This window comes from Streptomyces sp. NPDC090025 (assembly GCF_044748125.1).
Taxonomy (GTDB): domain Bacteria; phylum Actinomycetota; class Actinomycetes; order Streptomycetales; family Streptomycetaceae; genus Streptomyces.
Genome location: NZ_JBIVFL010000008.1, coordinates 111,481 through 128,563, shown reverse-complemented (window position 1 = coordinate 128,563; position 17,083 = coordinate 111,481). Strand labels below are relative to the sequence as shown.

Below are 17,083 nucleotides of genomic sequence, written 5' to 3'. Positions count from 1 at the left end.
GTCCGCGCACCCGCAACGTGTGCCTCATGAGTTCCCGGGCACCCGTACCCCTGTCGAAGGAGAAGTCACCCATGGCGGACACCACGCGCCGACGCACCGTCCTCGCGGCGGGCGCCGCCGCGCTCGCGGGCACCACGCTCGCGGCCTGCGGCACCGACAGCGCCGACGGCACCGACAAGCCCGACAAGGCCGACAACACCGGCGGGAGCGCCCCGGCCACACCCGGCGCGCCCGGCGCGCCCACGACCGAGAGCCCCGCCACCGGCGGCGGCAGCACCGGCACCGAGCTCGGCGGCACCGCCGACATCCCCGTCGGCGGCGGCACCGTCTTCCCCGACGCCAAGGTCGTCGTCACCCAGCCCACCGCGGGGCAGTTCAAGGCGTTCTCCGCCGTCTGCACCCATCAGGGCTGCTCGGTGTCCGGCGTGACCGACGGGCACATCGTGTGCCCGTGCCACCAGAGCATGTTCAAGGTGAGCGACGGCTCCGTCACCGGCGGCCCGGCGACGCGCCCGCTGCCCGCCGCCCCGATCACCGTCAACGGCGACCGGATCATCCTCGGCTGAGCCGTACCTCCACCGCGCCGCCCGCCGGATCCACCCGCGCCGCCCACCACGCCGGGTGCCGCAGCGAGCGGTGCGGCGCGAGCAGGGCGGGCAGCCGCCGCTCGTGCAGCAGCCGGTCGCCCTGGCGGACGGTCAGGACGGGCCCGAGCAGCCGCTCCGACGGCCGGAGCAGCAGGACCGGCGGCGCGCCGGAGCCGTGGCGGTGGCCGGGCGGGTCGAGGCGGCCCGGGGTCAGCCAGGCCAGCGCCCCGGCCGGGTGCAGCGCGGGCCCGTGACCGGGCCAGGGCGCGCCCGCCAGCCGGGCGAGGACGGCCGGGGCCACCGCCCGCCCCTCCGCCGCGGCCGCCACCGCAGGCTCCACCCCGCGCAGCAGATTGCCCACCGCGAACACCCCGGGCACCGAGGTGCGGAACTCCCGGTCCACCTCGGGCCCCCGGGTGTCCCGGGCCAGCGACACCCCGCCGCCGCGCGCCAGTTCGTGATCGGGCAGCCAGTCGCCGGTGAACACCACCGTGTCGCAGCGCAGCAGTCCGGTGCGCCCGTCCGCGCCCCGCACCACGACCCCCGACAGCCGTCCCCGGCCCACGAGTTCGAGCACCGTCGCCCCGCGCAGCACCGGCCCCGGCAGCCGGGGACCGGACGGCCGGTCGGCGACCACCGCGACCACCGGCACCCCCGCCCGGCGCAGCGTGAGCACCGCGCTCCGGGCCACCGGGTCCGAGCCGACCACCACCGCGCGCCGCCCGATCCGCTCCCGGCGCAGCCCGAACAGCTCGACGGACTGCTGGAGTTCCCCCGTGCTGTACACCCCGGCGGGCCGCGATCCCGGCACCAGCCGTGCGCTGCGCGGCCGTTCGCGCGCCCCGGTGGCGAGGACCACCGCCCGCGCGGTGATCCGTTCGGGCCCGGTCGGCGCCGTGACCTCCACCGTGCCGGGCCCGGCCCACCCGGTGGCGCCGACGCCGGTACGGAGCACCGCCCCGGCCCGTACCGCCGCCCGCACCGCGCGCCGGGCGTAACCAGGACCGGTGAGACCGCCGAAACCGCCCCGGCCGCAGTGCCGGGGCACCCCGCCCGCCAGCGGCTCCCGCTCCAGGACCTCGACCCGGCCCGCGCCCGCCGCCGCGAGCCGGGCGGCCGCGGCGAGTCCGGCCGGGCCGCCGCCGATCACCAGGACGTCGACCGTACGGTTCACCGCACCCCCTCCTCGAACAGCGCCCGCACCCGCGCCCCGCAGGAGAACCCCTGGCAGCGCCCGGCCCTGGCCCGGGTGCGCCGCCGCAGCCCGTCGAGCGAGGCGGGCGGCACGGTGGCGGCCAGCGCGTCCCGGATCTCACCGAGGGTGACCCGCTCGCAGTGGCAGACGAGCGTGCCGTACGCCGGATCGCGGGCGATCAGAGCGGCGTCCCGGTAGGGGCGCGGGAACGCCTCGCCGAGGTTCGGCATCCGCAACCGTGCGAGCGGCCGTTCCGGGCCGAGGTCGAGGCCCGCGTCGGCGAGCAGTCCGACCGTGTGGCGGCCGAGGGCGAGCGAGGCGGTCAGGCCGGTGGAGCGGATCCCGCCGACGGTGACGTACCGCAGCTCGGGGTGGGCCGCGATCCGGTAGTCCTCGGCGCCGGTGGCCGCCCGCAGCCCCGCGTAGACGGCGGTGACCTCCTCGTCCAGCAGCGCGGGCAGGATCCGGCCGCCCTGCTCCCGCAGCCCGGCGAGCCCCTCGGCCGTCGACTGGGTCGCGGCCTTGTCGGGCAGGTCCTCGGCGGTCGGCCCGAGCAGCACATTGCCGTACACGGTCGGCGCGATCAGCACCCCCTTGCCCAGCGGCCCCGGCACCGGCAGCAGGATGTGCCGCACCAGCGGGCGGGCGAACTTGTCGAAGACGACCAGCTGGCCGCGGCGCGGGGTGACGGTGAAGTCGGTGCGCCCGAGCAGGGCGTCGAAGGCGTCCGCGTACAGTCCGCACGCGTTGACCAGGAACCGGGTGCGCAGCACCCCGCGCCGGGTGACCAGGCGGTGCGGTGCGTCCGGGCCGCCCGGCCGGACCTTCTCCACCGGGCAGCCGAGGTGCAGGTCCACCCCGGAGCGCACGGCCTGGGTGGCGAAGGCGAGCGGGGTGGTCCACGGGCAGATCACCGACTCGCCGGGCACGTCGAGCGCGCCGAGCGCCCCCGGCCCCAAGTGCGGCTCACGGGCGTACAGTTCGGCGGCACCGAGCGGCCGGGTGCCATGATGCCCGTTGCGTACGGCCTTGTCGGCGAGGCCGGGCAGCCGGTCCAGCTGGTCCTGGTCCCAGGCGACGAGCAGGGCGCCGACCGGTTCGACCGGGATGCCGGTCTCGGCGGCGTACGCGGCCAGGAGCCGGCCGCCCTCGCGGACCAGCCGGGCCTCGAGCGAGCCCGGTACGGCGTCGAAACCGGTGTGCAGGATCGCGGTGTTGGCCTTGGAACTGCCCTCGCCGATGTCCTCGCGCGCCTCGACCAGGGCCACCCGCAGCGAGTGGCGGGCCAGTTCGCGGGCGATGGCGCAGCCCACCACGCCCGCGCCGACGACCACGACGTCGTACCCGCCGCCGGGCGCCGGACCGTCCGGCAGCGGGGCCCGCCGGGTGACCACCCCGGCCCTGGCCCACTCCCCGGCCCCGGCCCGAACCGCCGCTTCAGCTCTGGGCCCGGTGCCGTCCGCGCCCCCGCTCCCGCCCCCGTCCGTACGCGCGCCCACCCGCCCGCTCACGCCCCCGCTCCGGGACCGGTCGGCCGAGGTCCGGCCGTCGCGTCCCGGCCGCCGTCGAGCACGGTCGCCACCGCCGCGCGGAAACGTTCCATGCGCGCCTCCGCCTGGTCGGCGGAGATCCGCGGCTCGTACACCGCCGACGGCTTCCCGTCCGGTACGGCGTCCCGGACGGCGAGCCCGGGGGAGTGGCCGAGCCGGGCCACGGCCGCCGCGCCGAGCGCGGTGGCGTCGGGCAGGGCGGAGACCTCCACCGGGCGCTGGAGCAGATCGGCCTGCGTCTGCATGAGCAGCGCGGAGCGGGTGAGGCCGCCGTCGACCCGCAGCGTGCCGAGCGGTGTCCCGAGGTCGGCCGCCGCGGCCCCGGCCAGCTCGGCCACCTGCGCGGCGATCCCCTCGCAGAGCGCCCGCACCAGCTGTCCGGGCCCGGTGTCCAGGCCGAGCCCGGTGAGCGAGCCGCGCGCGTCACCGCGCCACCAGGGCGCGGCGAGGCCCGCGAGCGCCGGTACGAAGGTGACGCCGCCCGCGTCGGGCACGGCGCCGCCCACGGTGTCGAGGTCCCCGGGCCCGGAGATCACCCCGAGTCCGGTGAGCCAGCGCACCGCCGACGCCGCCGTGAAGACCTGCCCGTCCAGGCAGTAGTCGGTGCGTCCGGCGAGCCGCCAGGCCACGCAGGCGACGAGCCCGCTGTCGCCGCGGCGCGGCACGGACCCGGTCGGGGCGAGCAGGAACGCCCCGGTGCCGTAGGTGCACTTGGCGGTCCCCGGCTCGGTGACCCGCTGGGCGAGCAGCGCGGCCTGCTGGTCGACGAGGAGCCCGGTGAGCGGGAGCGGCGGGCCGAAGGCGGTGGTGGTTCCCACCGGGGTGTCGCAGTCCACGACGTGGGGCAGCCGTTCGCCGCCGAGTCCGTACAGGTCGAGGGCGCGCGCGGACCAGGTCGTGGTGTCCAGGTCGAGCAGTCCGGTGCGGCCCGCGGTGGCCGCGTCGGTGACGAAGGCGCCGGTGAGCCGGTGCACCAGCCAGGAGTCGCTGGTGGTGACCACGCCCGCGCCGGTGGCGCGGCGGCGGATCCAAGCCATCTTGGGCGCGGCGAAGTAGGGATCGAGCGGCAGACCGCTGATTCGTGTCAACTCAGGTGCGTGCGGGGCGAGTTCCTCGCACACCGAGGCGGCCCGGCGATCCTGCCAGACGAGCGCGTCGGTGAGCGGTTCGCCGGTCGCCGGGTCCCAGGCGAGCACGGTCTCGCCCTGGTTGGCCAGGCCCACGGCGACGACCGGCTCCGCCGCGTCGGCCAGCGCGGCCCGGCCGGCCGCGACCACGGAGCCGTACAGCTCACGGGGGTCGGCCTCGACGAGGCCGCCGGGCAGCGGGCGGGTGCGCACCGGGGTGAAGCCGGTGCCGATGACCCCGCGTTCGGGGCAGACGACGAGGGCCTTGGTGCCCGACGTGCCCTGGTCGACGGCGAGTACCGGGCCGGTCATGGCTGCGACTCCCTGGCGTTCACGGGTTCCCTCGATGCTCGACGAACGGCGATCTTGGTCCTGATCGCGGAACGGGTCAGCCTGACGGTGCGGGGGTGTTCCGTCAAGGCGCCGACGGAGAACCTGTCACCTCGCGACCCGATGCTGACATTGGATCAAAAACAGTCGCTGGCCGGATAGTTGCGATCACCCAACAAAGTGGATCGGTCACTTCGGGCGACCTCTATAGTGATCGCCGATCAACGGCCCGGTCCGGCCGGGAATTCTCCCAGGGGACTGACCACCCCTCCGCCCACCGCACCGAGGAACCATGTCGCCCACCCACCGCCCGGCCCCCTGATGGCCGCGCAAGGCTTCCGCCCGGTCTACCACCCGGCGGGCCACGACCACGCCCTGCGCGGCGCCGTCCAGGAGCTGCGCACCGGCCGCTGGGTGGCGATGGCCCGGTTGCTGGACGAGACCTCGGGCTGGCCCGGCTGGACCCGGCGCACCCAGGTGCTCGCGGCCGTCGCCGCGGGCACCGACGTGGTGGAGGCCTGGCGCACCGAGGACCCGAACTCGGTCGCCGCGGACGTGATGCACGCGCGCGTGGCCGTCGAGCGCGCGGTGCGCGCCCACCGCACCACCCACGCCCGCACCCGGGAACTCTGGCAGGAGGCGTGGACCGCCTGCCTGGCCGCCGCCGACCGGGCCCCCGCCGATCCGGTGCCCTGGGTCTGCCGCCTCGCCCTCTCCGTGCTCGACGCCCAGCAGCGCATGGAGGAGCACCGGCTCGCCCCGCCCGCGCCCATGCTGCCGCCAGGACCCTGGGGGCTGCTCGCCGAGGCCGAGAAGCGCGACCCGTACAACCGCGAGGCGCACCACCGGATGCTCCAGTTCGTCTACGCGCGGCGCCCGGGACCGCTCTCCGAAGCGGTGAACTACGCCCAGTGGGCGGCCACCTCGGCACCCGTCGGCTCCGCCCTGCACGCCCTGCCGCTGTACGTACGGGTCGAGCGCTACCGGCGCGAACGCGGCCATGAGCGCGCCCTCGACCTGCACTGGGTCGCCGAGGACGCGGTGCGCGACGCGGACCGGGCGATGGACGCCTGGTTCCTGTTCTGCGCCACCGAGGAGGCCAGCCTGCTCGACCTCAACCACCTCGCGCACGCGCTGTACGGGGCGCTCAAGTTCCCCGACGCGGCCCGGGTGTTCGAGGCCCTCGGCCCGTACTGGACCCCGCAGCCCTGGTCGTACCGCACCGAGCGGCCCGACGACCGGGGCCCCGCCGAGGAGGTCTTCCTGCGGGCCCGCTCCCGCTGTCTGACCGGCCCGGCGGCCCGCGGCGGGCCCTGAGCCCCGCCGCTCCCGCCGCCCGTCCCACCCCGCCGGTCCCACCGGCCCCGTCTCCGTCCGCCGCCGTGCGCCCCCCTCGTACGGCGCGGTCCGTCCCCCGATCCGTCGTCCTTCCCCCCGGAGGAACGCATGTCCCGCACCACCGCTCCCGCCGACGCGATACGCAAGCCGCCCCCGCAGACCCCGGCCCCCCGGGACGAGGAGGCCCGGCTGCGCGAGCTCGGCTACCAGCCGGTCCTGGCCCGCCGGATGGGCGGCTTCGGCAACTTCGCGATCAGCTTCTCGGTCATCTCCGTGCTCTCCGGCTGCATGACCCTGTACGGCTTCGGCCTGGGCACCGGCGGACCGGCCGTGATGCTGTGGGGCTGGGCGGGCGTCGGCCTGTTCGTGCTCTGCGTCGGCCTCGCGCTCGCCGAGGTCACCAGCGCCTACCCGACCTCCGGCGCGCTCTACTACATGGCCGACCGGCTCGGCGGCCGCCGCTGGGGCTGGTACACCGGCTGGCTGAACCTGCTCGGCCTGCTCGGCGCCATCGCGGGCATCGACTACGGCGCCGCGCTGTTCACCGGCGCCTTCCTCAACCTCCAGTGGGGCTTCGACCCCACCCCGCAGTCGACGTTCCTGATCTTCCTGGCGATCCTGCTGGTGCACGCCGTGCTCAACCTCAACGGCGTCCGGCTGGTCAGCCTGCTCAACTCGATCAGCGTCTGGTGGCACCTCGGCGGCGTCGCCCTCATCGTCGGCGCGCTCGCCATCGTCCCCGCGCACCACCAGTCGGCGGAGTTCGTCTTCACCGAGTTCGTCAACGACACCGGCTGGGCCAACCCGCTCTACGTCGCCGCGATCGGCCTGCTGCTCGCCCAGTACACCTTCTCCGGCTACGACGCCTCCGCCCACCTCTCGGAGGAGACCGCCAACGCCTCGGTGGCCGCCGCCAAGGGCATCGTCCGGTCCATCTGGGCGTCCTGGATCGCCGGGTTCGCGCTGCTCGCCGGACTGACCTTCGCCATCCAGGACTACGCGGGCACCCAGAACACCGCGACCGGGGTGCCGCCCGCCCAGATCCTGCTCGACGCGCTCGGCGAGGGCGGCGCCAAGGCGCTGCTCCTCGTGGTGATCGTGGCCCAGCTGTTCTGCGGCAACGCGGAGGTGGCCGCGGCCAGCCGGATGGTCTTCGCGTTCAGCCGGGACAACGCCCTGCCGGGCTCGGCCCTCTGGCGGCGCGTCAGCAGCCGTACCCACACGCCCGTTCCGGCGGTCTGGCTGTCCGTGATCGTCGCCGCGCTGCTCGCGGTGCCCTCGCTCTACTCGGCGACCGCCTACGGAGCCGTCACCGCCATCAACGTCATCGGCATCACGCCCGCGTACGCGATCCCGATCCTGCTGCGGCTGCGCGCGGGCGACCGATTCGTGCCCGGCCCCTGGAGCCTCGGCCGCTGGAGCAAGCCGATCGGCTGGATCGCGGTCGTCTGGGTCGCCCTGGTGACCGTGCTGTTCTGCCTTCCGCAGCGCTCGCCCGTCACCGTCGACACGATGAACTACGCGGTGATCGCGCTCGCGGTGGTCCTCGTGCTCGCCAGCGTCTGGTGGTACGTCGCCCGCCGTTCGTACGGCACCCCGCAGGCGTACGGCAGCGCCCGCGAGGAGGCGGAGATCGCCGAGGGCATCGTCTGAGCCGGAGCGGCACCCCTCGCCCGGGCGGATCCGCCCGGTGGGGTCGTGGGGTGTGGGGGGCGGTCGGCGGGCCCTGGCGGAGGCCACGCCGGTCCGGTCGTGGGACCGTGTGCCGAGCCGGGGCTCAGCCGCCGAACTCGTAGGTCCAGGCCCCGGTCCTGCCCGCCACGTCGATGTCGGTGACCTCCAGGGCGTGCCCGTGCTGGTCGCTCACCACCCGGTGGACGCACAGCCGGGGCGCGCCCGGCCCGCCCGCGGTGCCCGGCGCCCTGACGGCCTCGGGCGGCCCGTCGGAACCGGCGGGCGCCCCGTCCGGCGCGGGACGGGGCGACACCCCGATCGACTCCCGGTGGACCGTGCGCAGCCCCGCCTGGTGCATCCAGTGGTAGAGCAGCCGCAGGTCCGGCTGCCGGTGCCGCTCACCGATCCGCCGGTAGCGCCCGAGCTGCGGTATCTCGTCCAGCGCGGGCCGGGAGAACCAGGTCACCGCGCGCTGCAGCGGTTCCCCCGCCGGGCTGAGCACCGCGTGCCGGTGCACCAGCGTCGGTTCGCCCGGCGCGAGCGCGAGCCGCCCCGCGAGCGCCACAGGTGGCGCCTCCCAGGACAGTTCGGCGCGCACCAGCGCGTCGGCGGCCCGCGGTCCGCCCGGGAAGGTGCGGCCGCGCGGGGTGGCGGTGTGCGGCCGCGGCTCGTGCCCGGCGTCGGCGGCATAGGTGCCGCGCCGGTCGGTCACCACGAGGCGTTCCTCGCGCAGGAGTTGCAGGGCGCTGCGCACGGTCTGCCGGTTCACGTGGTAGCGGTGAGCGAGCAGCCGCTCGGACGGCAGCCGGGTGCCGGGGGAGATGCGGCGCTGGGTGAGATCGTCCCGCAGTGCGCAGGCGACCCTGAGGTAGAGCGGAAGCGCCGCCCTCGACCCGTGCTCAACAACGGGCTCGGCCATGTCTCGGACCCTCTCTGTCGTGCATGGTTCAACCATTGCTCGGTGTGACCACCCGAGTCGTGTGGGTGATCAATTCCTATCATTGGTCTAAACCATTCTGGAAGGCCCGTCGCCGAGAGTGGCCGAAACGAGAGCCGGGCCGTGTAATGGATCGCACCGGAACAGTGGTGGCAGTGGCGGTGGGAGAGGCGGGTGAGGCCGGATGGCGACGCCGTCCGAGCGGGCCGAGAAGGGCAGGGCCGCCCGCAAGCGCGTACCCCGTTCCTCGCACGGCCGCTGGATCCCCTCCTCGCAGCGCCCCGACCCGCTCGCCGTCCTCGACCGCCAGTGCGTCGACCGGGTCCCCGAGCTCGTCCCCATCCGCTACGGGCGGATGGCCGTCTCGCCCTTCGCCTTCCTGCGCGGCGCCGCCGCCGTGATGGCCGCCGACCTCGCCGCCCAGCGCGGCACCGGACTCGACGTCCAGCTCTGCGGCGACGCCCACCTGCTCAACTTCGGCCTCTACGCCTCACCCGAACGGACGCTGCTCTTCGACGTCAACGACTTCGACGAGACCCTGCCAGGACCCTTCGAGTGGGACGTCAAACGGCTCGCCGCCTCCGTCGCCGTGGCCGCCCTGCAGAACGGCACCACCAAGGACAAGGCCCGGCGCGCCGCCCAGGTCGCCGCCGAGGCGTACCGGCTCGCCATGCGCGAGCTGGCCGCACTCGGCGAACTCGCCGTCTGGTACGAGCGGATCGCCGCCGAGGACCTGGTGCCCCTGGTCCGGGCCGTCGACCGGGGCCGCGTCGAGCACGGCCTCGCCCGCGCCCGGCGCCGCACCAGCCTCCAGGCCCTCGGCAAGCTCACCGAGCAGGACCCGGCGGGCCGCCGCCGGATCGTCGACGACCCGCCCCTCCTGGAGCGCACCACCGACCTCGACCGGGTCAGCATCGGCAAGATCTTCAGCGACTACCGCAGCTCGCTCGCCGAGGAACGCCGGGTGCTGCTCGACCGGTTCCGCTTCGTCGACGCCGCCCGCAAGGTCGTCGGCGTCGGCAGCGTCGGCACCCGCTGCTTCATCCTGCTGCTCCAGGGCCGGGACGACGGCGACCCGCTCTTCCTCCAGGTCAAGGAAGCCGGCCGGTCCGTCCTCGAGCAGTACCTCGCCCCCAGCGTCTTCCCGCACCACGGCCGCCGGGTCGTCTGCGGCCAGCGGCTCACCCAGGCCGCCAGCGACATCTTCCTGGGGTGGATGACCGGACCCGAGCAACGCCACTTCTACTGGCGGCAGTTGCGCGACATGAAGGGCTCCGCCGAGGTCGAGACGATGTCCCCCGCCGCGCTGCGCGACTACGCCAGGCTGTGCGGCCGGGCCCTCGCCCGGGCGCACGCCCGTACCGGCGACCGCATCGCCATCGCCGCCTACCTCGGCCGCGGCGACGTCTTCGACCGGGCCATCGCCGACTTCGCGCTGCGCTACGCCGGGCAGAACGCCGACGACTACGCGGCGCTCAGCGCCGCGATAGCCGCCGGAGTGGTGACGGCGGCCCCGGGCGTCTGAGCCCGGGGCGCACCGCCGCCCCTTCAGCCGTGCGCTCAGCCGTCGGTACGGCGCAGCGGCGGCGCCGCCGGGGTGTCGGCGGCCGGACCGAACAGCACCGCCCGCACCACCGCGGGCGCGAACAGCGCGGTCATCGGTTTCTCCAGGGCGAGCGCCGACCGGAACACGCTGCCGACCACCGGGTCGCCCGCCGCACGGTCCTGCACCCGCGCGACGTACCAGCCGGTCAGCCGCTCGGACAGCAGCGTGCGGGTCGCGTTCCCGACCACGCCCGGCATCTTCTTGTCGGCGCCCGCCGAGATGTCCCACGCCTGCCGTGAGGCGTCCAGGAGCGCCTTCTGCACCCGCCGGGTGGTCGGCGTGCGCCGGGTGTCCGCGAGCGCCCCGCGCAGCGCGACCGCGCACATCGCGGCCACCGCCATGCCCTGCCCGTAGATCGGGTTGAAGGTGCACAGCGCGTCCCCGGTCGCCAGGAACCCGGCGGGCCGGCGCCCCGGAGCGTCGTACCGGCGGCGGACGTTGGCGGTGTTGCGGGCCCCGAACACGGGGGACAGCGGCTCCGCCTTCGCGATCCAGTCCGCGACCACCGGGTGCGGCAGCCGCCGCGCGTACTCCTCGAACCGGTCCTCGTCGGTGGTCGGCCGGTCGTCGCGCAGCCCCGACAGCGTGACCATGTGCCGCCCGTCGCCGAGCGGCACCACCACACCGCCGTACACCTGCCCGGGGTTGGGCACGATGTAGTAGCCGAGGGTGTCGGTCGACGGGTCCGGTTCCGGCGTGCGGAAGACCCGCGAGGCGTACGCGAGCCCGGTGTCCAGGGTCTCCTCGGCCGGGGCCTCGGCCCCGAGCGCGGCCAGCCACTTCGGCGCCCGGGTGGTCCGCCCCGAGGCGTCCACCACCAGATCGGCGGCCAGCTCGTACGGCTCCTTGTGGGCGTCGGCGCCACGGCGGCGCAGCAGCACCCCGCGCACCCGGTCCGCGTCACCGACCAGGCCGACCGCCTCGGTCGCCTCGATCCGCTCGATCCGGGGATCCGCGAACACCCGCTCCCGCACCAGCCAGTCGAGCTGGTCGCGCGGCCCCGAGTAGAAGCTCGCGGTGGCGGTCGACCGGGTGAACCAGCGCCCGGCCTGCCACTGCACCATGTCCGCCGGGATGCCCACCTTGGGCGCGCCGAGCGCGTGCAGCTCGGCCACGAGACCGGGCAGCAGTTCGTCGAAGGCCCGCTGCCCGCCCTGGATCAGCGCGTGGATGTGCCGTCCCTGCGGCAGCCCGGCACGCCCGTCCGGCTCCTCGGGGAAGCGGTCGCGCTCGACCACGGTCACTCGTTCGGCGTACTCGCTCAGCACTCGCGCGGCCAGCAGACCCGCGAGACTCCCTCCGACGACCACCGCGTGACGTCCGGTGGTACGGGGTCCCAACTCGTCGGTCATCCTCGCCCCTTCGCGTATGGGATGACGTGGACCCTCCGGCCCACGCGGTCCGATCGCGACCAGTATCCACCGCAAGGTGACCGAACGGTCACGGAATGTGACGCGAGGGGAGGGATGCGCTCGAAGGGGTGGCGGAGGAGGGTGATGCGATGGGGCGGGAGATGCGCCGGGCCCGGAGCGGTGGGACGCACGGCGTCAATCCGGGGCCCTCCGGGGCCCTGCGGGGATGCGGCTCCGGCCTGTGCCTCCGATGCCCCGGTCCGCGCCGTGGGCCTCTCGACCCGTTACGGCTCCGGCGTCCCGGCCGCCTCGGGCGCCAGCTCGCGCAGCGCCCCCGTCAGCCACTCCACCCAGAACCGCTCCAGCTCGATCCCGCCGCGCAGCACCAGATGCCGCAGCCGGTCCGGCTCCGTCACCCGCCGGTGCGGCGGGAAGTCGCGGTCCTCGATCTCCCGGTACTCCGCCAACTGCTCCTGGTGCAGCACCAGATGGCGGGCCAGCTCGGCCCGCAGGTCGGTGCCGCCGACCGCCGCGGCCGCCCGCATCCGCAGCAGCAGCGCCGAGCGCATCGGCTTCGGGTCCTCCGGGGTGTCCACCCAGGACCCGAGCTCCGCGCGCCCGGCCGGCAGCACCTCGTACTCCTTGCGCTGCCCGCGCGCCGGGACGGCGGACGGCAGCTCCCTGATGTGGTCCGCCGCCTCCAGCTTGCCCAGCTCGCGGTAGATCTGCTGGTGCGTGGCAGACCAGAAGTAACCGATCGACCGGTCGAAGCGGCGGGTCAGTTCGAGCCCGGAGGACGGCTTCTCGAGCAGCGCCGTCAGGATCGCGTGCGGGAGGGACATGCACGCATCCTAGGTTCGGCCGACGGCGGGCCGGCCCGCGCCCGCCGCCGCAGTCGCCGTCACCGTCGTGATCTCCGTACGGCTCACAGGGTCGCGGCGAGCCGGGTGCCCTGGTCGATGGCCCGCTTCGCGTCCAGCTCGGCCGCCACGTCCGCGCCGCCGATGAGGTGCGCCGGGCGGCCCGCGGCGATGAGCTCCTCGTACAGCCCGCGCCGCGGCTCCTGGCCGGTGCACAGCACGACCGTGTCGACCGGGAGCAGCTGCTGCTCGCCGTCGACCGTGAGGTGCAGGCCGTCGTCGTCGATGCGGTCGTACGACGCGCCCGCGGTCATCGTGACGCCCCGGTGCTTCAGCTCGGTGCGGTGGATCCAGCCGGTGGTCTTGCCGAGGCCCGCGCCGACCTTGCTGGTCTTGCGCTGGAGCAGGTGGACCTGGCGCGGCGGCCGGGCCCGCTCGGGGACGCGGAGCCCGCCGCGGGAGGCGTACGAGGTGTCGACGCCCCACTGGCGGAAGTACGTCTCGGGGTCCTGGCTCGCGCCCTCGCCGCCGTCGGTGAGGAACTCGGCCACGTCGAAGCCGATGCCGCCCGCGCCGAGGATCGCGACCCGCTCGCCGACCTCGACCTTGTCGCGCAGCACGTCGAGATAGCCGACCACGCTCGGGTGGTCGACGCCCTCGATCTCCGGGCGGCGCGGGGTGACGCCGGTGGCGACCACGATCTCGTCGTAGCCGTCGAGGTCGGCGGCGTCCACCATGGTGCCGAGCCGCACGTCGACCCCGCGCTCGGCGAGCTGCACGCGGAAGTAGCGCAGCGTCTCGTCGAACTCCTCCTTGCCGGGCACCTGCTTGGCGATGTTCAGCTGGCCGCCGATCCGGTCGGCGCCGTCGAACAGCGTGACGGAGTGGCCGCGTTCGGCCGCGGCGACCGCGCAGGACAGACCGGCCGGGCCCGCGCCGACGACGGCGACCCGCTTGGCGAGCCGGGTGGGGGAGAGCACCAGCTCGGTCTCGTGGCAGGCCCGCGGGTTCACCAGGCAGGAGGTGATCTTGAGGTTGAAGGTGTGGTCGAGGCACGCCTGGTTGCAGCCGATGCAGGTGTTGATGGCCTCCGCGCGGTCGGCGACGGCCTTCGCGACGAAGTCGGGGTCGGCGAGGAACGGGCGGGCCAGCGACACCATGTCCGCGCGGCCGTCGGCGAGGATCTCCTCGGCCACCTCGGGGGTGTTGATGCGGTTGGAGGTGATCAGCGGCACCGACACCGCGCCCATCAGCCGCTTGGTCACCCAGGTGTAGGCGCCGCGCGGCACGGAGGTGGCGATGGTGGGGATCCGGGCCTCGTGCCAGCCGATGCCGGTGTTGATGAGGGTGGCGCCCGCGGCCTCGATCTCCTTGGCGAGCGCGACCACCTCGTCGAGGGTGGAGCCGCCGGGCACCAGGTCGAGCATGGAGAGCCGGTAGACGAGGATGAAGTCGGTGCCGACCCGCTCGCGGATCCGGCGCACGATCTCCAGCGGGAAGCGCGTCCGGTTCTCGTAGGAGCCGCCCCAGCGGTCGGTGCGCTGGTTGGTGGCGGCGGCGATGAACTCGTTGATCAGGTAGCCCTCGGACCCCATCACCTCGACGCCGTCGTAGCCCGCCTCCTTGGCCAGTTCGGCGCAGCGGGCGTAGTCCTCGACGGTCCGCTCGACCTCGGCGTCGGAGAGCTCGTTCGGTACGAAGGGGCTGATCGGCGCCTTGATCGCGCTCGGCGCGACGAGGCCCTCGTGGTAGGCGTACCGCCCGAAGTGCAGGATCTGCATCGCGATCCGGCCGCCCTCGGCGTGCACCGCGTCGGTGATCAGCCGGTGCTCGGCGACCTCTTCGGCGTTCGTCAGCTTGGCCCCGCCGTCCCACGGCCGCCCGGCCTCGTTGGGCGCGATGCCGCCGGTGACGATGAGCCCGACACCGCCGCGGGCGCGCTCGGCGTAGAAGGCCGCCATCCGCTCGAAGCCGCGCTCGGTCTCTTCGAGGCCGACGTGCATCGACCCCATGAGCACCCGGTTGGGCAGCGTGGTGAAGCCCAGGTCGAGCGGGCTCAGCAGATGCGGGTACGGGGTGGTGGTCGGGTCCATCGGAGCCATGTGGGGCGCCTCCTCGCGCGGGATCGTCACGGTCTGTTGTAGACGACCCGCAGAGTCTTCTGCAACAAGTTGCATAAGCGGGGGGGCGTGGATGTGCGCGACACCACAGTGGGGGTGGGGCGGGAGCGACCGGCCGACCGACCGGACGGCTCCGGCCCGGACGCCCCGAGGCGCCCGGGCCGGAGCCGTCACCAGGGGCCGGTCAGGCCCCGAGCCGATCAAGGCCCCCCTGTTCTTTGGCCTACTCCTTGCGGTAGGCGTACGCCTCCGAGGCCGCCGCCACCACCGCCGCCAGGTCCGCGCCCGTCGACGCCGTCACCAGGGCCGCCACCGCGCCCTCCACGAACGGCGCGTCGACCAGCCGCGCCCCCTCCGGCAGCTCGTCGCCCTCCGCGAGCAGCGCCTTCACCGTGAGCACCGCGCTGCCCAGATCGACCAGCAGCGCCACCCCGGCGCCCTGGTCGGCCGCCTCGGCGGCCCGCGCGATCAGCTCGGCGCTGGTGCCGAGGCCGCCGTCCGGGGTGCCGCCCGCGGGCACCACCGTGGCCGTGTCACCGCCACCGGCCAGGCCCTTGGCGAGCTCGGCGACCGCCGTCGCCACGGCCGCGCTGTGCGAGACGAGGACGATCCCGACCCGCCCGGCGCCGCCGCCCGGGGCGGCGGTCATGAGGCCACCCCCGCCGCGCCCTCGGCCCCGGCCGTTTCCGCGAGCGTCGCGAGCAGCAGCGCCGACGAGGTCGCCCCCGGGTCCTGGTGCCCCACCGACCGCTCACCCAGATAGCTCGCCCGCCCCTTGCGCGCCCGCAGCGGTACGGTCGCCAGCGCCCCGGCCTCCGCCGCCTTCCGCGCCGCCGCGAACGACGTGCCGAGCGCCTCGGCCGCGGGCACCAGCGCGTCCAGCATCGTCTTGTCGCCCGGCTGCGCACCGCCCAGCTGCGCCACCGCCGCGACCCCGGCCGTCAGCGCCGCCGCGAGCTCCGCCCGGGACGCCCGCTCCGCCTCGCCGAGCGCCTTGCCGGTCCGGCGGAGCAGCGTCCCGTACAACGGCCCCGACGCCCCGCCCACCGTGGAGATCAGCTGGCGTCCGGCGGTCATGAGCACCGCGCCCGGCGTGCCGGGCGGCTCCTTGTCCAGGGTCTCCGCCACGGCCGCGAAACCGCGCCGCAGATTGGCCCCGTGGTCGGCGTCGCCGATCGCCGAGTCGAGCTCGGTGAGCAGGTCGGCGTTCCGGTCGACGGCGACGGCCGCCGCCGCGAGCCAGGCGCGGAAGAACTCCGCCCCGTACGTCTCCCGGTCCGCGTCCGCTCCCGGACCCGGCCCCGTTCCGGCGTCGCCCGCCCCCGGCCCGGTCACCGCGCCCGTACCCGTACCCGCATCCGTACCCGCATCCGTCATGTGTTTCCTCACCGTCCCCAGCGCAGCGCGGGCGTCGCCACCGGCGCGTCCCACAGCCCGAGCAGTTCCTCGTCCGCCTCGCACAGCGTCACCGAACAGCCCGCCATGTCCAGCGAGGTCACATAGTTGCCGACCAGCGTCCGGGCCACCGGCACCCCGCGCTCGCCGAGCGCCCGGTGCACCTCGGCGTTGAACCCGTACAGCTCCAACAGCGGTGTCCCGCCCATACCGTTGACGAGCGCGAGGACCGGTCCGGTCGGCCGCAGATCGTCCAGGACGGCGTCGACGACGAAGTCCGCGATCTCCCGCGAGGTCATCATCGGCCGCCGCTCACGGCCCGGCTCGCCGTGGATGCCGATGCCCAACTCCAGCTCGCCGTCCGGCAGATCGAAGGTCGGGGAGCCCTTCGCCGGGGTCGTGCAGGCGCTGAGCGCGACGCCGAGACTGCGCGACCGGGCGTTCACCCGGCGGGCCAGCGACTCCACGCGTTCCAGCGGCATGCCCGCCTCGGCCGCGGCGCCCGCGATCTTCTCCACGAACAGGGTGGCCCCGGTGCCGCGCCGCCCCGCCGTGTAGAGGCTGTCGGTCACCGCCACGTCGTCGTCGACGAGCACCTTGGCGATCTGGATGCCCTCGTCCTCGGCCAGTTCGGCGGCCATCTCGAAGTTGAGCACGTCGCCGGTGTAGTTCTTGACGACGAACAGGACCCCGGCACCGCTGTCCACGGCGGCCGCCGCCCGGACCATCTGGTCCGGGACGGGACTCGTGAAGACCTCCCCGGGGCACGCGGCCGCGAGCATCCCCCGGCCCACGAATCCGGCGTGCAGCGGTTCGTGCCCCGAGCCGCCGCCCGAGACGAGGGCCACCTGCCCGGCGACCGGCGCGTCCCGCCGCATCACCACCCGGTTCGCCACGTCCACGGTCAGGTCGGGATACGCGGCGGCGATGCCGCGCAGCGCGTCCGCGACCACGGTCTCCGGAACATTGATCAGCATCCTCAAGGGTGTCTCCTCGTGTGCCGGGAAGGGGC

At 75.1% G+C, this 17,083-nt stretch carries 14 protein-coding genes; 4 read left to right on the top strand and 10 right to left on the bottom strand.

Going from position 1 to position 17,083, the window contains the following annotated elements:
• Nucleotides 1-71: 71 nt before the first annotated feature.
• Nucleotides 72-566: a Rieske (2Fe-2S) protein gene (locus tag ACIPXM_RS20165; RefSeq protein ID WP_401657160.1), complete on the top strand. Its 495-nt coding sequence runs from the start codon at nucleotides 72-74 to the stop codon at nucleotides 564-566.
• Here the strand turns inward: ACIPXM_RS20165 and ACIPXM_RS20160 are convergent.
• From ACIPXM_RS20160 to ACIPXM_RS20150, 3 genes are all read right to left on the bottom strand, one after another.
• Nucleotides 553-1,761 carry an FAD-dependent oxidoreductase gene (locus ACIPXM_RS20160; protein WP_401657158.1) on the bottom strand — a complete coding sequence of 403 codons (1,209 nt, stop codon included), beginning with the start codon at nucleotides 1,759-1,761 and terminating at the stop codon, nucleotides 553-555. The genes ACIPXM_RS20165 and ACIPXM_RS20160 overlap by 14 nt on opposite strands.
• Nucleotides 1,758-3,176 (bottom strand): FAD-dependent oxidoreductase, encoded by a 1,419-nt coding sequence (locus tag ACIPXM_RS20155; RefSeq protein WP_401657420.1) that lies wholly within the window; start codon nucleotides 3,174-3,176, stop codon nucleotides 1,758-1,760. Before ACIPXM_RS20155 ends, ACIPXM_RS20160 begins: the two co-directional genes overlap by 4 nt.
• 113 nt (nucleotides 3,177-3,289) lie before the next feature.
• Entirely contained in the window at nucleotides 3,290-4,771 is a 1,482-nt protein-coding gene (locus ACIPXM_RS20150) for an FGGY family carbohydrate kinase (RefSeq protein WP_401657156.1), read from the bottom strand.
• A 339-nt stretch (nucleotides 4,772-5,110) separates the two neighbouring features.
• Between ACIPXM_RS20150 and ACIPXM_RS20145 the strand changes: the two genes are divergently transcribed.
• Together ACIPXM_RS20145 and ACIPXM_RS20140 are read left to right on the top strand one after the other, a co-directional pair.
• Complete coding sequence (locus ACIPXM_RS20145; RefSeq protein WP_401657154.1) at nucleotides 5,111-6,106, top strand: hypothetical protein; 996 nt, start codon at nucleotides 5,111-5,113, stop codon at nucleotides 6,104-6,106.
• 129 nt (nucleotides 6,107-6,235) lie between these two features.
• Nucleotides 6,236-7,780 (top strand): amino acid permease, encoded by a 1,545-nt coding sequence (locus tag ACIPXM_RS20140; protein WP_401657152.1) that lies wholly within the window; start codon nucleotides 6,236-6,238, stop codon nucleotides 7,778-7,780.
• A gap of 124 nt (nucleotides 7,781-7,904) precedes the next feature.
• On the opposite strand, the gene ACIPXM_RS20135 is transcribed toward ACIPXM_RS20140, so the two are convergent.
• Nucleotides 7,905-8,720, bottom strand: a complete 816-nt coding sequence (locus ACIPXM_RS20135; protein ID WP_401657149.1) for a GntR family transcriptional regulator — start codon at nucleotides 8,718-8,720, stop codon at nucleotides 7,905-7,907.
• 202 nt (nucleotides 8,721-8,922) lie between these two features.
• Between ACIPXM_RS20135 and ACIPXM_RS20130 the strand changes: the two genes are divergently transcribed.
• Nucleotides 8,923-10,263: a DUF2252 domain-containing protein gene (locus ACIPXM_RS20130; RefSeq protein ID WP_401657147.1), complete on the top strand. Its 1,341-nt coding sequence runs from the start codon at nucleotides 8,923-8,925 to the stop codon at nucleotides 10,261-10,263.
• Nucleotides 10,264-10,298: 35 nt separating this feature from the next.
• Here the strand turns inward: ACIPXM_RS20130 and ACIPXM_RS20125 are convergent, their stop codons facing one another.
• The 6 genes from ACIPXM_RS20125 to dhaK all read right to left on the bottom strand — a co-directional run bounded on the left by ACIPXM_RS20125 (nucleotide 10,299) and on the right by dhaK (nucleotide 17,054).
• Entirely contained in the window at nucleotides 10,299-11,696 is a 1,398-nt protein-coding gene (locus tag ACIPXM_RS20125) for an FAD-dependent oxidoreductase (protein ID WP_401657145.1), read from the bottom strand.
• 284 nt (nucleotides 11,697-11,980) lie between these two features.
• Nucleotides 11,981-12,538, bottom strand: coding sequence for a PadR family transcriptional regulator (locus ACIPXM_RS20120; RefSeq protein ID WP_401657143.1), 558 nt, complete (start codon nucleotides 12,536-12,538; stop codon nucleotides 11,981-11,983).
• Between the two features lie 83 nt (nucleotides 12,539-12,621).
• Nucleotides 12,622-14,649 carry an FAD-dependent oxidoreductase gene (locus tag ACIPXM_RS20115; RefSeq protein ID WP_401657418.1) on the bottom strand — a complete coding sequence of 676 codons (2,028 nt, stop codon included), beginning with the start codon at nucleotides 14,647-14,649 and terminating at the stop codon, nucleotides 12,622-12,624.
• A 250-nt stretch (nucleotides 14,650-14,899) separates the two neighbouring features.
• Entirely contained in the window at nucleotides 14,900-15,325 is a 426-nt protein-coding gene (locus ACIPXM_RS20110) for a PTS-dependent dihydroxyacetone kinase phosphotransferase subunit DhaM (protein ID WP_401657141.1), read from the bottom strand.
• Nucleotides 15,322-16,053: a dihydroxyacetone kinase subunit DhaL gene (gene dhaL / locus ACIPXM_RS20105; protein ID WP_401657139.1), complete on the bottom strand. Its 732-nt coding sequence runs from the start codon at nucleotides 16,051-16,053 to the stop codon at nucleotides 15,322-15,324. The genes ACIPXM_RS20110 and dhaL overlap by 4 nt, the downstream gene beginning before the upstream one ends.
• An 8-nt stretch (nucleotides 16,054-16,061) precedes the next feature.
• Nucleotides 16,062-17,054: a dihydroxyacetone kinase subunit DhaK gene (gene dhaK, locus ACIPXM_RS20100; RefSeq protein ID WP_401657137.1), complete on the bottom strand. Its 993-nt coding sequence runs from the start codon at nucleotides 17,052-17,054 to the stop codon at nucleotides 16,062-16,064.
• Nucleotides 17,055-17,083: the final 29 nt, after the last annotated feature.